Below are 14,018 nucleotides of genomic sequence, written 5' to 3'. Positions count from 1 at the left end.
CGCGGCGGACAATCGTGCGATGGTTCCGCTAGGTAGCGACACCGTCAATCACTCCGACACCGCTGCTCGCAAACGGCATGGCAGGCATTACACGCCAACGCCGCTCGCGGAGTTCCTCGCGCGGCGGGCGTTGCTTTTCGCACCACCGCGCTCCACGTTGCGGGTGCTTGATCCGGCCTGTGGGGATGGGGCGTTGTTGTTCGCGGTGTACCGGGAGTTGCGGGCCGCTGGGCGCGACGTTGAGCTGGTTGGGTACGACCTCGATGCGGACGCGGTGCGTGCCGCGCTGAGTTCGGGAATCGAATTGGCTTGTCACACTGGGGATTTCCTATCAGCGGTCGATGATCTTGCCGACGAATCGTTCGACCTTGTCATCTCCAACCCGCCGTATGTGCGAACCCAACAACTGGGTGCCCCGACCGCGACCGCGTTGCGTGAGCGCTACGGGCTGCGCGGGCGCATCGACCTGACGCACCCGTTCGTCGCGACCGTGCCCCGGTTGCTGGCGGCCGACGGGGTGCTTGGGTTGTTGTGCGCGAACCGGTTTCTCACCACGCGCGGTGGGGCGAATGTGCGACAGGTGCTCACCGAAGAGTTGACACCGGTTGAGTTGTACGACCTGGGGGATACGAAGCTGTTCGACGCTGCGGTGTTGCCCGCCATCACGATCGCGACGCGTGCGCGGGGGTCGGAGCCGTGTCGGTACGTGTCGGTCTATGAAGATGCGAATGCTCGAACACCTTCTAGTGCAACGCTATTCGACGCGATGACCGCAGCGGAGTCGAGTACGGTCCGCGCGGGGAATCGCACATTCGCGGTTGAGGTTGGGGTGTTGGCTACTACGCCGGTTGTTGGTGGGCGAAGGTCGTTGTTGGGGCGGGGTCCTGCTGGTGGTCTGGGGAGCGCGGCCGTCGTTGGCGGCATAGGTACCGGTGCAGTCGCGCCCGGGTTGTTTCAGATGGGCCCTGGTGCTGCGGTTTCGCCAGTGCCCCGCGTGGCTGCCGTGGCTGGTTCAGCTGAGTCTGTGTCGTCACCGGGGGTGCAAGGTGTGGCGGATTTGCCCGCGCAGGTGGCATTTGATGGTGTCGACGCGCGCCCGGCGCGTGTAGCCCGGTCGGCGGTCGCGGTGTCGATTGCGGCCGATGAGGTGTGCGAAGACGGGGCGAAACTGGTTGCCGCCGCTCGTGCGCTTCGCGCGCAGGGGAGTCGGATGGCGCAGCCGGAGACGGTCTGGCGGATGTCGCAGCCCTCGGTCGACGCGTGGCTCGGCAAGATCAGTGACCGTACCTGGCGGACGTTTGGTGACCTCGCGCGCATCAGGGTCGGGATCAAAACGACCGCTGACTCGGTGTTTATCTCGCAGCACTGGGACGAAGTCGACTCGTCGCCGGAGCCAGAGTTGTTGCGCGACTTGATCACTCATCACGACGTTGAGCCGTGGCAGGTCACAGGTAATCATGGGGCGCGCGTGCTGTATCCCTACGACACGTCAGCGCCGCGTCGCACGCCCGTCGACCTCGCGCGATTCCCTTGTGCGGCACGGTATTTACAGTCGCATCACGAGCAACTTGCTGGCAGACAGTATGTGCTCGCTAGCGGGCGCGAGTGGTACGAGATTTGGGTGCCGCAGCGTCCGCATTTGTGGGCAGCGCCCAAGGTGGTGTTCCCCGACATCAGCGAGCGGCCGCGCTTCGCGCTCGACACGTCCGGCGCGGTGGTGAATGGGGACTGCTATTGGATCTCGCTGGGCGACCTCGCCGGTTCAACCGAACTCGCGTATTTGCTGATGGGCGTTGCGAATTCGACGCTTGGCTCGTCGTTCTACGATGCGGTGTGCGGCAACCGCCTCTACGCCGGACGCAGGCGGTGGATCACCCAGTACGTGAGCCGACTGCCGCTGCCCGACCCGACGACGCCGGTCGCGCGAGCCATCGCCCGACGGGTGCAGGCACTGGTGGAAAGTGGTGCGCACCACCACGATTCGCGCGTTGACGAGTTGGTCGCAGACGCGTTCGGCGTGTCAGGGGAACCCGACAAGCGGTAGCAATGTGCGGGCGAAGGTGCGGCCCGCTTCCGCGTCGTCCAGCGGGATCAGTCCGTCTGGGGTTAGCGCTAGCGAAAGAGCAAGGCGGGCAAAGACTTCCGCCACCACGTCCGGGTCGCTTACCAACTCGTGCTCGCGCAGCTTCGCCGCGATGTATTCACGGCCGACCGCGAGCATCGGCGCGGCCTCGGTGGTGAGGCGCGGGAGGACGATTTCCGGTTCCGTCGCAAGCAAACGCGACAGCAGCGGGTTGCGTGCGCTCGCGCTCACGAACGCGACGAACATCTCAACTAGCTGCTCAGCCGGGTCCGACACCGCGCGCACGCGTTCGTCAACGGCGGTAACCAGGTGGTGTGCCTCGCGGATCGCGACGGCGGTGACCAGGTCGTTCTTGGATTCGTATCGCCGATACAGCGTTGCTGGGCTGATGGCGGCCCGTCGCGCGATCTCGCCCATGCTGGTGCGTTTGATACCGAAATCCAGGAACGCCGACAGCGCCGAGTCGAGCACTTGATCGCGCTCGGTCGACGGCGTTGCCTGGATTCGCGCCAGAAAGGTTTCGACGGTGGACATGGCTCGATTATCCGCGTCAGCCGCGCGGCGTCACATCCAGCTCCGCCATTTCGGCTTCGATCGCCTTAGCCGCGAAATCCATTCCGCGCGAACGCAATTCGACGATGCGCTGCACCAGGGCGTCGATGCCGCCCGGTTGCGCCGCGATGTCGGCGACACTGAGCCGAAAACGCGCCTTCGTGTAGGTCACCGCGATACCTCCTGCCCCCAAAACTACCAGGCAGGCCTACTGGACGCTTGATCAGTGTGGCGGTTCACAAGGGCGAATCAGTCGACCTGGGTCGCGCCCCGATGCACCGAAATGTTGTGCACGTAGCCCGCGGCGTTGAGCTTGATGCCGTTGAGTTCGTCTTCGGACAATTCCCGTCGCACCTTGCCCGGCACGCCAGCGACCAGCGAGTTCGGCGGAATCACCGCGCCCTGCGGGATCAGGGCGTTCGCGGCGATCAGCGAGCCGGACCCGATCACCGCGCCATTGAGGACGGTGGCGCCCATGCCGACGAGCACGTCATCGCCGACGGTGCAGCCGTGCAGGATCGCGTTGTGACCGACCGAAACGCCCGACCCGACCGTCAGCGGGAAACCGGGGTCGGCATGCAGCGCGCAGCCGTCCTGAATGTTGGTGCGCGCGCCGAGCGTGATGCCTTCAACGTCGCCGCGAACCACCGCGTTGTACCAAATTCCCACCTCGGGACCGAGCGTGACCTGGCCAATCACGGTCGCGTTCGGCGCGAGCCACGCCGTCTCATCGATGGTGGGAGTGTGCCCGTTCACAGAGATGATCATGCCCGCGATTATGACGCCACCTCCCGAAACTGACTGCGGTGGGCCGCTGGGGAGAGGCCGAGCATGCGATGGAAGTGGTGACGCAAGCTCACCGCGCTACCGAAACCGGTGCGTTCGGCGATGCGGTCAACGGCCAAGTCGGTCGACTCAAGTAATAGTCGAGCGTGGTCAGTGCGCTGTTGCAGCAGCCACTGTTGCGGGCTCGTTCCGGTTCGCTCGCGGAAGCGGCGGGTGAAGGTGCGGCGCGAAAGGTGGGTTTGGCGCGCCCAACCGTCGAGGTCGATGGTGGTTTCGAGGTGGGTGCGCGCCCATGACATCGCGTGTTCGATCGGGTCGTCGGCGATGCGGTCGGGCACGGCGATCGGAATGAATTGCGCTTGCGAACCGCTGCGATGCGGCGCGGTGACCAGGGCGCGCGCGAGTTCGGTCGCCGTGCGTGCGCCGAGGTCGGTGCGGACGATGTGGAGCAGGCAGTCGAGGGCGGCGGCGACGCCAGCTGAGGTGATGACGTCGCCGAGGTCGGTCCACAGGCGGTCGGCGCGGACGGTGATGGCGGGGTAGGTCGTGGCGAGGTCGTCGGCGGCGGCCCAGTGTGTGGTGATTTCGCGGCCGTCGGTGAGGCCGATCGCGGCGATGGCCCACGCGCCGAAGCACAGGCCGACAACGCGCGCGCCCCGGGCGTGGGCGGCTTTGACGGCGTCGGTGAGAGCTTGCGAAGGGACGCGGCCGCGCTCCCACGCCGGGAAAATCACCAGGTCGGCGGTCGTGATGAGGTCGAGGCCGTGGTTGACGGTGATGTCGAATCCAGCTGCGGTGGAAAGGGTTCCGGGACCTTCGGTGCAGACGGTGACCTCGTATGGCGGCTGACCATCGACGCCGGTGCCGACCCTGCCGAGCACGAGGCTTGGCACCGAAAGATGAAACGGGCTGATGCCGTCGAACGCGATGACCGCCACCTTGCGCATGGCCCGATATTAGCGATAGTCGGCCTGGGGGCCACTGGTTTGTCGCGGTGCGGCACGCGAAGCTTGCGTCATGACCGAGACCATCACGCGCCCAACGCTTATCGACGCACTGCACACCGGTGGACCAACGCTGCGGTTCGGCTACGGCGGCCTGACGTGGTTGACCGACCCCACCTTCGATGAACCCGGCGACTACCCCGGACCGATCGTGCTGCACAAGCTCACCGGGCCCGCGGTTTCGGTCGATGACATCGGGGCTATCGACGTGGTTTTGCTGTCGCATGACCAGCACGCGGACAACCTCGACAACGCCGGTCGCGCGTTGCTCGGTCGCGTTGAGACGGTGCTGTCGACGCCCGACGCCGCCGCCCGCATCAGCGGGGTGCGCGGGCTGGATCCGTGGGAAACCGTGCGGGTTGGCGACGTTGACGTGACAGCCGTGCCCGCGCTCCACGGGCCGGTTGGGTGCGAACCGGTCGCCGGCGTGGTCACGGGGTTCGTGTTGCGGGCGGCTGGGGAGCCGGTGGTTTATGTGTCGGGCGACAACGCGTCGATCGACGTTGTCGCGTCGATTGTGGAGCGGATCGGGCGGATCGACGTCGCGGTCTTACACATTGGCGCGGCGAACGCTGGTCGATTCGGCGACGCCGACGTGACGCTCAACGCGCGCACCGCCGTGCAGGCCACCGAGGTGCTTGGCGACGCGCTGATCGTGCCCGTGCATGCCGACGGGTGGGCGCATTTCACCGAGACCCTTGAGTATTTGGCACTGACCTTCGGATTTGCGGGGCGGAGTGAACAGTTGCGAATTCCGGTACGTGGCGAGATTTTCGCGGTTTAGTTTCGTTGGCGCGCACCGGTTTTGGTGCGTCTATTTCGGTTTTATAGAGGAGAGAAATGCGGTTGCGAGTCTGGGAAGCATGGCAGTTGCTGAATTGTTGGATGCGGTCGTCGTCGCGGGTGTTGCTCGCGGTGATGTTGCCGATTTTCGTTGTCGCCGTCGGGTGTTCGTCGAGTGGGGATTCGGGGACGATCGCGCCGACGTCGTCTGCGCGAGTAACGACTACGAGCAAGGCCGCGGCTGCTAGTACGACGTCGGCGGTGCCCGCGCCTGGGGCGGAGGCGCCTGGTGCCGGCGGTAGTGCGCTACCTGGCGGGGGGTCGGGCGATCCGGGGTTGCCCAGCGGAGGCACGGGTGACCAGGCCGCGCCCGTCGTCGACCCGGGTGAAGCGCCGAGTGAGACCGGCCCGGGTTGTCCGGAAGGGGTGAAATTCTGCGGGACGGATCAGTGCGGATTCGGCCAGTGTGGATGCGGGTCGGAGTGCCCGACGGAAGAGCCTCCGGCCCCGACAACGACGGTTACGCCGACAACGGTCGCACCGACGACAACCGTCGCGCCTACGACGACGGTTGCGCCCACTACGGAAACTGTTGCTCCGACAACGACTGTCACGCCTACGACTACGGCGGCGGAAACGGTTGCGCCGACGACTACGGCAGCTAGTTAGGGCAATCGCGTCTACGGGCCGGCTCATGTGCGGCGGAAACTTGTCGTGCGGACAACGAGTGTTGCGCCTGCGACGGCCCGCGACGCGGGGATGGTTGTGTCGGCGGTTAGTTAGGGCGGTCGCGTTCGCGCGCAGGTCGTAACTGCGAAAACTTGTCGTGCGGGCAACGAATGTTGCGCCTGCGGCGGCTCCGGCGCGCGGATGGTTGTGCCGACCGCTGCGGAGGTTAGCAGGCCGGTCCCGTCCACGGACAGGTCGTGACCGGGGCGGCAACTTGTCGCGCGGGCAACGAATGTTGCGCCTGCGGCGGCTCCGGCGCGCGGATGGTTGTGCCGACCGCTGCGGAGGTTAGCAGGCCGGTCCCGTCCACGGACAGGTCGTGACCGGGGCGGCAACTTGTCGCGCGGGCAGCTGCGCCATCGATCAGTGGCTGGTCGCGGTGATGACGTCGGCTATTGGCTGGGTTGTCGGCCTACCGGACGAGGTGGCGGCTGCGCCGGTGGCAGTGAGCCCGGTTGGTTGGTGGGCGGCCCGGCAGCGGTCGCGCTAGCAGGGTAGGCGGCCACACGGTGGGTCAGTCGCATTGGCGACCCCACAAATGCGGGAGCCGCGGTGTTCGGAATGTGACGCCGTGTGCTGTGTTGTCGCCTCGTTTGGTCCGGGGGCACGGCTATCTTCGACGTCGTAGGAGTCGCTGCCCGGCACCACGGTCTGGTTTCCCATTTAGTGGCGGGCAACCGTCCTAAGCTGGGGTGATGACGCGAACGGTGGGCGTGCCGACGGAGGTTAAACCGCAGGAGTCACGGGTGGCGTTGACGCCCGCAGGCGCGGCCGAACTCGTTGGGCGCGGGCATGCGGTTGTTGTCCAAGCCGGCGCCGGGCGTGGGTCCGGGTTCGACGATGGCGCCTATCGGGCGGCGGGCGCGCGCATCGCCGACAACGCCAAGGAGGTGTGGGCGGCCGAGCTCATTCTCAAGGTGAAAGAGCCTATGCCCGAAGAGTATTCGCTGATGCGCGCCGGGCAGGCGCTGTTTACGTTTCTGCATTTGGCGGCGTCGCAATCGTGCACCGACGCGATCTTGAACTCCGGCATCACCGCGATCGCCTATGAAGCGGTGCGCGGGCCCGACGGCGGGTTGCCGCTGCTCGCGCCGATGAGTGAGGTCGCGGGCAAGCTCAGCGTGCAGGTGGGCGCGTATCACCTGATGGCACCGCTTGGCGGGGCGGGCGTGCTGCTCGGTGGGGTGCCGGGGACGCGCCCGGCCGACGTTGTTGTGCTTGGCGGCGGGACGGCGGGCACGAACGCGGCCGCCGTCGCGGTGGGGATGGGCGCGCGGGTGAGTGTGCTCGACACGAACCTCGGACGCCTGCGACAGCTCGACGCCCTGTTCGACCACCGCGTCACCACGTTGGCGTCAACGTCGGCGGAGATCGAAAGGTCCGTTACCGCAGCCGATCTCGTGATCGGCGCGGTCCTCGTTCCTGGCGCGCGAGCCCCGCGCCTGGTGTCTGACGAACTGGTCGGCGCTATGCGACCGGGGTCGGTGCTGGTCGACATCGCCATCGACCAGGGCGGCTGCTTCGCTTCGTCACGGCCAACCACCCACGCGAATCCCACGTTCCCCGTTGCCAATTCACTGTTCTATTGCGTCGCGAACATGCCGGGCGCGGTCCCGCACACCTCGACGGTGGCCTTAACGAACGCGACATTGCCGTACGTCATCGAACTCGCCGAGGTTGGCGCGGACGCGGCATGCGCGGACGACCCGGGGTTGGGCGCGGGTCTCGTTGCGATGGGTGGTCGGCTGGTTGCGGGGGAGTAGGTCGGGCCCTGCTCGAACGCGGGTCACGCATCCCGCGAGCGCGCGGTGCCTTGAATTACGTGGACCGCACTAGTTCAGATCGGCATCGCGTCGCATGCACGGCTCGTCGCTCGACACGGTCAGTAGTCGGGCTCGAAGCTCACGCGCGCGTCCCCGCCGACCTTCGCGGGCGGTCGGATCGTCGCCGCCGAGGTTGCGGGGGAGCAGGTCGGGACCCCTGTTTGAACGCGGGGCAACGCATCCTGCGAGTTTGGGCGCGGGGTTGGTCGCGATGGGCGGTCGGATCGTCGCCGCCGAGGTTGCGGTGGAGTAGGCCGGGTCCCCTGTTTGAACGCGGGGTCACGCATCCCGCGAGCGCGCGGTGCCTTGAATCACGTGGACCGCGCTAGTTCAGATCGGCATCGCGTCGCATGCACGGCTCGTCGCTCGACGCTGCAGCAATCCGGCTCGAAGCTCACGCGCGCGTTCCCGCTGCCCCTTCGCGGGCGGTCGGATCGTCGCCGCCGAGGTTGCGGGGGAGTAGGCCGGGTCCCCTGTTTGAACGCGGGGTCACGCATCCCGCGAGCGCGCGGCGCCTTGAATCACGTGGACCGCACTAGTTCAGATCGGCATCGCGTCGCATGCACGGCTCGTCGCTCGACGCTGCAGCAATCCGGCTCGAAGCTCACGCGCGCGTTCCCGCTGCCCCTTCGCGGACGGTCGGCTCAGCCGTGCGCGCTACTCTTCGCCCGTGCGAAAAGGGACGTCGGCGGCGCTTGGGCTTGTGATCGGGTTTGGGCTTGATCGGGTGGTGGGTGACCCCCGTCGTTGGCATCCCGTCGCTGGATTTGGTTCTGCCGCAATCGCTTTGGAGAAGCGCACTTATGCGGATTCGCGGACTGCCGGGGTCGTGCACGAAGCCATCGCGGTCGGGTCCGTTGTCGCGCTCGGAGCCCTTGCGGCGCGTGGCGGACTGGTGAGCACCGCCCTCGCCACCTGGACCGTCCTCGGCGGACGCAGCCTCGCCAAGACCGGGCACGCGATGGCTGACCGGCTCGAAAGCGGCGACCTGGCGGGTGCGCGCGAACTCCTGCCCTCGCTGTGCGGGCGCGACCCGTCAGTGCTCGGCGCCGACGGACTCGCCCGCGCCGCCCTCGAATCGATCGCCGAGAACACCTCCGACGCCACCGTCGCGCCCCTGGTGTGGGGTGCGCTCGCGGGCGTTCCTGGCCTGCTCGGCTACCGCGCGATCAACACCCTCGACGCCATGATCGGCTACCGCAACGACCGCTACGAGAACTTCGGGTGGGCTGCCGCGCGGGTGGATGACGTCGCGAACCTGGCCCCCGCGCGACTGACCGGTTTCCTCACCGCCACCCTCGCGCCGCTGGTCGGGGGCACCTTCGCCGAGTCGTTAACCGCATGGCGACGCGACGCCGGCAATCACCCGAGCCCGAACGCGGGCGTTGTCGAGGCGTCGATGGCAGGGGCGCTCGGCGTGCAACTCGGCGGTCGCACGCAGTATCGGCATGGCGTTGAACTGCGCCCGGTACTCGGCGATGGACCACCCCCACAGGTGGCTGACCTGCGGCGCGCGGTACGCATGTCGGAAGCGGTGCAAGTTGCCGCGCTTGGTGTCGCGGTTGCCGCACAGCTGGCGAGCGGTGCGCCTTTCTGGCGCGACGCACGCCGCCGACGGGGTTAGCGCGCCATCAGCGCCGTCTAGGCGACCCTCGCGATGTCGCAACCCCTCGGTTGCCATCCGAGTGGCATTTTCGTGCACATTCGCGCGCAAACCCCCGATTTCAGGCCGTAAAGGCGCGAACGCGCACGTTTATGCCACATGGCCGAGATAGCCAAAGTCGGTCGGGGCGCGTGACTACCGATTCCCGCCGTAGCGGTCGGCCAAGCGCGCCTCATTGGTCTGCGGCGCGGGCTCGGCGGTAGCGACATTCTCGGTCTCCGCGCGCTCACGCCGACGCGCCCGCACCTCAGCAAAAACGAAGTAGCCCAAGCCAAGTGGGGCCATCACGCCAAACGCCACCCACTGCAACCCGTACGACAGGTACGGCCCAGCGTCGAGCTGGGGGAGTGGCGTCGGCGAAAACGCGCCCGGCTGACCCTCGGCAAGTTGCAGGTAACCACCCTTGTCCGTACCCGTCGGCAGCGCGGTGAGTGGGGTCGCGAGGACTTCCGCTTCCTGCGCGAGGTCGACGGTGTAGACCTGCCGGTAACCGTCCTGCGTGGTCGGCAGCTTGTCGGGAACCACCCCTTCCGAAGCGCGCACCCGGCCCTCAATACGCTGCTGACCTGCAGGTGCGGGCGCGACAACCGGTGGGCGGGTGCCGTTGACCGCGGCGACAAGCCCACGGTCAAGCAGCACCGTGCGACCGTCGTCCAGGCGGAACGCCGACAACACCGCGTAGGCGGGGTCACCGTCGAGGTTGCGCAACCGCACCAACACCGTCGAGTCCGGAACGTAACTGCCTGACGCGGAAACCCGTCGCCATTCCGTCGGGTCGTGCGTGGTGGTGTCGAGTAGCGACGTAACCGAAACCGGTTCGGCGCGAACCGAATCCGCGATGAGCTGATTGCGGTGCTCGGTGCTCGAATTCTTACCAAGCTGCCACGGCGCGAGCACGGTGAAACACAGGTACGCGAAGGCGACAACAACCGCGGCCAGGATCACCCAGCTCGGTCGCAGGAGAAAAAGCAGTTTGCGCATCAGACCGTGGAATCGCGCGCGGCGAGCTCGGCGACAACCCAGTCGAGCAAGCCGGGAATGGCCGCGTCGATTTGGGCGTAGACGAGGTCGTAATCGTGCTGGTCGCCGTAGTAGGGATCGGGGACGTCGAGGCCGTCGGCGGTTGGGTCGAAGCTGCGCAGGAGGCGACGTCGGTCGCTCGGGACGCCGCGTCGGGCGAGTTCACGGTCGTGGGAGGTGTCGAGGGCGACGACCAGGTCGGCGTCGGCGTGCTCGGGGCCGAACGTCGCCGCGGTGTGGTCGGTGAACACGCCAGCTCGGCGCAGGGTCGCCGCCGCGTGTTCGTCGGCGGGGTCGCCGACGTGCCACGAGCCGGTGCCCGCGCTCGTGACGCGCACGCGGTCGGCCAGGCCCGCCCGGTACAGGTGCGTCTGGAACATGTTCGCGGCCATCGGCGAGCGACAGATGTTGCCCGTGCAAACGAAGCACACTTCGAGTGGTCCCACGATCGCCATTGTCTCCCGCAGCGCGAACCGGCCGCCACGTAGGGTGTCGAGTTGTGTTCCAGGACTCCCCGCGCACGGTCGACGCCGCGATGTTGCGCCATCACGGCGACGTCGACGCGCGCCCCGGACTCCTCGATTTCGCGGTGAATGTGCGGGGCAGCGCGCCGCCGGAGTGGTTGCGCGCGCGACTCGTCGCCCGGCTCGCCGACCTTGGTCGCTACCCGAGCGCCGCCGACGACCGCGCCGCCCGCGAAGCCGTCGCCGCCCGCCACGGCCGCGACCCCGACGAGGTCTTGTTGCTGGCAGGCGCGGCCGAGGGCTTCGCGATGCTTCCGCGCCTCGCGCCGAGATTGGCTGCGGTCCTGCACCCGAGTTTCACCGAACCGGAATTGGCGTTGCGTGAGGGCGGCGTGGAAGTGACGCGCGTCGTCCTCGAACCGCCCTACACGCTGGACTCGGCAGAGGTGCCCGCGTCGGCCGACATGGTTGTCTTGGGCAACCCAACGAACCCAACCTCGGTTTTACACCCGACCGCCGCGATCGAAGCACTGCGCCGCCCGGGCCGCTTGGTGGTCGTTGACGAGGCATTCGCTGACGCGACCTTCGATCCGCAGCAGTTCGACATGGCGGCGACGGGTGACGGTCACGCTCGACCCGACCCGCAAGGCGGGAGCGCCGAACCCGAATCCCTCGCGCATCTCAGCGCCCCCGACCTCCTCGTCTTCCGCTCGCTCACCAAAACCTGGGCGCTCGCCGGGCTGCGGTGCGGGTATGTGCTCGGGCATCCCGACGTGCTCGCTCGACTCGCGCACGGTCGCCCCCATTGGCCGCTCGGCACGCTGCAACTTGAGGCCATCATCGCGACCGCTTCACCCGAAGCGGTCGCCGAAGCGCGACAGCAGGCCCAGCGGATCGCCATTGAGCGGACCGCGATGGTCGACCGGCTCACGAACCTCGGCGTCGACGTCCACACCCCCGCCACCGGCCCGTTCCTCCTGCTCCGCGTACCGAACGGCGATTTAGTGCGAAAGCGCCTCGCCGACAACGGAATTGCGGTGCGTCGAGCGGACACCTTCCCAGGCCTAACCCCCGACCACCTGCGCGTCGCGGTGCGCGCCCCCGAAGCCGTCGACCACCTCATCGACGCCTTGAAGGTGGCCCTGTGGTGACGCCCGCCCAATCAACTCACGCGCAATGATCCCCAAGGAGCCCGCTGTGTCCACTTTGGCCGACCTCATCGCGGTTCTCGATGCCGCCTACCCGCCCAAACTCGCGGAGAAGTGGGATTCGGTTGGGCTCGTCTGCGGCGACCCCGCCAATGAGGTCGACAAGGTGGCCTTCGCCGTCGACGCCACCGCCGCCGTTGTCGATGAGGCAATCGCCTGGGGCGCACAGGCTTTGGTCGTTCACCACCCACTCCTGCTGCGCGGCGTCGACACCATCGCGACAACAACGCCCAAAGGTGCTCTCCTACACCGACTTATCCAAAACAACTGCGCCCTGTTCACCGCGCACACCAACGCCGACTCCGCCGACCCGGGCGTGAGCGACGCGCTCGCCGAAGCCGTCGGCCTCACCGTCACCAGCCCGCTCGACCCGAAACCGGCTGCCTCCGTTGATAAATGGGTGATTCAAGTCCCACAAACGCACACGGCCGCCGTCCTGTCCGCCCTCTTCGCCGCGGGCGCTGGCGCGATCGGCGACTACCGCGAAGCCGCCTGGTACACCGCTGGCACCGGCCAATTCCGCCCGCTTCCCGGCGCGAATCCGGCGATCGGTGCCATCGGCGAAGTGGAGCAGGTCGCTGAAGACGCGGTCGAGGTGGTCGCGCCACCAACCAGCCGACCCGCCGTCCTCGCCGCCCTAAGGGCCGCGCATCCCTACGAGGAACCGGCCTACTTCGTCACCGAACGCGCCCCGCTCCCGTCGACGCTCGGCATCGGCCGCATCGGCGAACTCCCTGAACCCGAAACCCTGCGCGACTTCACCGCGCGCGTCGGCGTCGGCCTGCCTCGCACGGTCTGGGGCGTGCGCGCGGCAGGCGACCCGGACAAGCTCATCAAAACCGTCGCGGTCTGCGGCGGGTCCGGTGATTCCTACCTCGATCAAGCCATCCGCAGCGGCGTCGACGCCTACCTCACCGCCGACCTGCGCCACCATCCCGTCGACGAACACCTACGTCGCAACGGCCCCGCACTCATCGACGCGGCCCACTGGGCAACCGAGTTTCCGTGGTGCGCGCAGGCGGCGCGGGTCGTTAACACGGGCCTGCCGACCGTCGCGACGCGCGTGAGCGCACTGCGCACCGACCCGTGGACGCTCTCGGCATAAGCGGGTCAAGCTACAGTTACCTTTTCCCATGTCCACAGTCGTAGGAGTTCGTGCGCGTTGAATGTCGAACCGTCGGTCCAGAAGAAGCTTCTAGAGCTCGCGGGCGTAGATGCCGAGCTGACCCGCATCGCACACCGTCGCACCGCCCTTCCTGAACAGCAGGAAGTCGCGCGGCTCACCACCGAGCGCAACGCCTACAAGGACGCGGCGGTCGCCGTGGAAATCTCGATCGACGACCTCGACCGCGATATCCGCAAGCTCGAAACCGAGGTCGACGCCGTCCGCAAGCGCGAGGACCGCGATCGCGGCATGCTCACCTCGGGCACCGTCGCCGCCAAGCAGCTTTCCGAGATTCAGCACGAACTTGGCAGCCTCGAACGCCGTCGCGGCGTGCTCGAAGACGAATTGCTCGCGATCATGGAGCAGCGCGAAGCTACCGTCGCCGATCACGACCACGCGGGCGCGCGCCTGAGCAAGGCCGACGAAGACCTCGCCGACGCGCAACGTCTGCGCGACGAGGCACTCGCCGACCTCGACGTCGCCCAGCAGCGATGCGACACCCAGCGCAGCGGACTTGTCGGTCTGTTCCCCGACGAACTGCTCGCCGTCTACGACAAGCAGCGCAGCGCGCACGGCGTTGGCGCCGCTCTGTTGCAGGCCCGCCGCTGCGGCGCGTGCCGCATCGAAATCGACCGTGGCGAAATGCAGCGCATCGCCAAGGCCGCGCCTAACGCGATCGTCCGCTGCCCCGAATGCGCGGCAATCATGGTGCGCACCAAGGAATCTGGGCTCTGACGC

At 67.5% G+C, this 14,018-nt stretch carries 15 protein-coding genes; 9 read left to right on the top strand and 6 right to left on the bottom strand.

Annotated features, from left to right (window positions below; translation table 11 throughout):
• Positions 1–19 precede the first annotated feature (19 nt).
• A complete protein-coding gene (locus IEX78_RS24365) occupies positions 20–2,044 on the top strand; it encodes an Eco57I restriction-modification methylase domain-containing protein (protein WP_229684103.1) in 2,025 nt (674 codons plus the stop codon).
• On the opposite strand, the gene IEX78_RS18750 is transcribed toward IEX78_RS24365, so the two are convergent.
• The 4 genes from IEX78_RS18750 to IEX78_RS18735 form a co-directional block, all read right to left on the bottom strand.
• The gene (locus IEX78_RS18750; protein WP_188830338.1) at positions 2,021–2,617 is read right to left on the bottom strand and encodes a TetR/AcrR family transcriptional regulator; all 597 of its coding nucleotides are present in this window, start codon (positions 2,615–2,617) and stop codon (positions 2,021–2,023) included. The two genes, IEX78_RS24365 and IEX78_RS18750, sit on opposite strands and share 24 nt — an antisense overlap.
• Positions 2,618–2,633: 16 nt before the next feature.
• Positions 2,634–2,807 (bottom strand): hypothetical protein, encoded by a 174-nt coding sequence (locus IEX78_RS18745; RefSeq protein ID WP_229684102.1) that lies wholly within the window; start codon positions 2,805–2,807, stop codon positions 2,634–2,636.
• 77 nt (positions 2,808–2,884) lie between these two features.
• Positions 2,885–3,403, bottom strand: a complete 519-nt coding sequence (locus tag IEX78_RS18740; RefSeq protein WP_188830337.1) for a gamma carbonic anhydrase family protein — start codon at positions 3,401–3,403, stop codon at positions 2,885–2,887.
• 8 nt (positions 3,404–3,411) lie between these two features.
• The gene (locus IEX78_RS18735) at positions 3,412–4,368 is read right to left on the bottom strand and encodes a GlxA family transcriptional regulator (RefSeq protein WP_188830336.1); all 957 of its coding nucleotides are present in this window, start codon (positions 4,366–4,368) and stop codon (positions 3,412–3,414) included.
• Positions 4,369–4,438: 70 nt separating this feature from the next.
• On the opposite strand from IEX78_RS18735, the gene IEX78_RS18730 reads away from it, so the two are divergent.
• From IEX78_RS18730 to IEX78_RS18710, 5 genes are all read left to right on the top strand, one after another.
• Positions 4,439–5,209 (top strand): MBL fold metallo-hydrolase, encoded by a 771-nt coding sequence (locus IEX78_RS18730; RefSeq protein ID WP_188830335.1) that lies wholly within the window; start codon positions 4,439–4,441, stop codon positions 5,207–5,209.
• Between the two features lie 481 nt (positions 5,210–5,690).
• Complete coding sequence (locus IEX78_RS18725; RefSeq protein ID WP_188830334.1) at positions 5,691–5,873, top strand: hypothetical protein; 183 nt, start codon at positions 5,691–5,693, stop codon at positions 5,871–5,873.
• 383 nt (positions 5,874–6,256) lie between these two features.
• Positions 6,257–6,427 (top strand): hypothetical protein, encoded by a 171-nt coding sequence (locus IEX78_RS18720; RefSeq protein WP_188830333.1) that lies wholly within the window; start codon positions 6,257–6,259, stop codon positions 6,425–6,427.
• A 205-nt stretch (positions 6,428–6,632) separates the two neighbouring features.
• The gene (gene ald, locus IEX78_RS18715) at positions 6,633–7,700 is read left to right on the top strand and encodes an alanine dehydrogenase (protein WP_188830332.1); all 1,068 of its coding nucleotides are present in this window, start codon (positions 6,633–6,635) and stop codon (positions 7,698–7,700) included.
• Positions 7,701–8,430: 730 nt separating this feature from the next.
• The gene (locus tag IEX78_RS18710; protein WP_188830331.1) at positions 8,431–9,384 is read left to right on the top strand and encodes a cobalamin biosynthesis protein; all 954 of its coding nucleotides are present in this window, start codon (positions 8,431–8,433) and stop codon (positions 9,382–9,384) included.
• 174 nt (positions 9,385–9,558) lie between these two features.
• On the opposite strand, the gene IEX78_RS18705 is transcribed toward IEX78_RS18710, so the two are convergent.
• A complete protein-coding gene (locus IEX78_RS18705; RefSeq protein ID WP_188830330.1) occupies positions 9,559–10,404 on the bottom strand; it encodes an SURF1 family cytochrome oxidase biogenesis protein in 846 nt (281 codons plus the stop codon).
• On the bottom strand, positions 10,404–10,898 hold the full coding sequence (locus IEX78_RS18700) for a low molecular weight protein-tyrosine-phosphatase (RefSeq protein WP_308426564.1): 495 nt from the start codon (positions 10,896–10,898) through the stop codon (positions 10,404–10,406). Before IEX78_RS18700 ends, IEX78_RS18705 begins: the two co-directional genes overlap by 1 nt.
• Before the next feature lie 80 nt (positions 10,899–10,978).
• Here IEX78_RS18700 and cobC point away from each other — a divergent pair, with 80 nt between their 5' ends.
• Genes cobC through IEX78_RS18685 form a run of 3 tightly spaced genes read left to right on the top strand, consistent with a single transcriptional unit; the run spans position 10,979 to position 14,015 of the window.
• A complete protein-coding gene (gene cobC / locus IEX78_RS18695; RefSeq protein WP_188830737.1) occupies positions 10,979–12,058 on the top strand; it encodes an Rv2231c family histidinol phosphate aminotransferase CobC in 1,080 nt (359 codons plus the stop codon).
• 25 nt (positions 12,059–12,083) lie between these two features.
• On the top strand, positions 12,084–13,220 hold the full coding sequence (locus IEX78_RS18690; RefSeq protein WP_188830329.1) for a Nif3-like dinuclear metal center hexameric protein: 1,137 nt from the start codon (positions 12,084–12,086) through the stop codon (positions 13,218–13,220).
• A 57-nt stretch (positions 13,221–13,277) separates the two neighbouring features.
• Positions 13,278–14,015 carry a zinc ribbon domain-containing protein gene (locus IEX78_RS18685; RefSeq protein ID WP_188830328.1) on the top strand — a complete coding sequence of 246 codons (738 nt, stop codon included), beginning with the start codon at positions 13,278–13,280 and terminating at the stop codon, positions 14,013–14,015.
• The last annotated feature ends 3 nt before the right edge of the window (positions 14,016–14,018 follow it).

Origin of the sequence: Nocardia camponoti (assembly GCF_014646135.1) — a bacterium.
Taxonomy (GTDB): Bacteria; Actinomycetota; Actinomycetes; order Mycobacteriales; family Mycobacteriaceae; genus Nocardia; species Nocardia camponoti.
The sequence above is the reverse complement of the archived record's forward strand: the minus strand, read 5'-3'. Positions and strand labels throughout refer to the sequence as shown.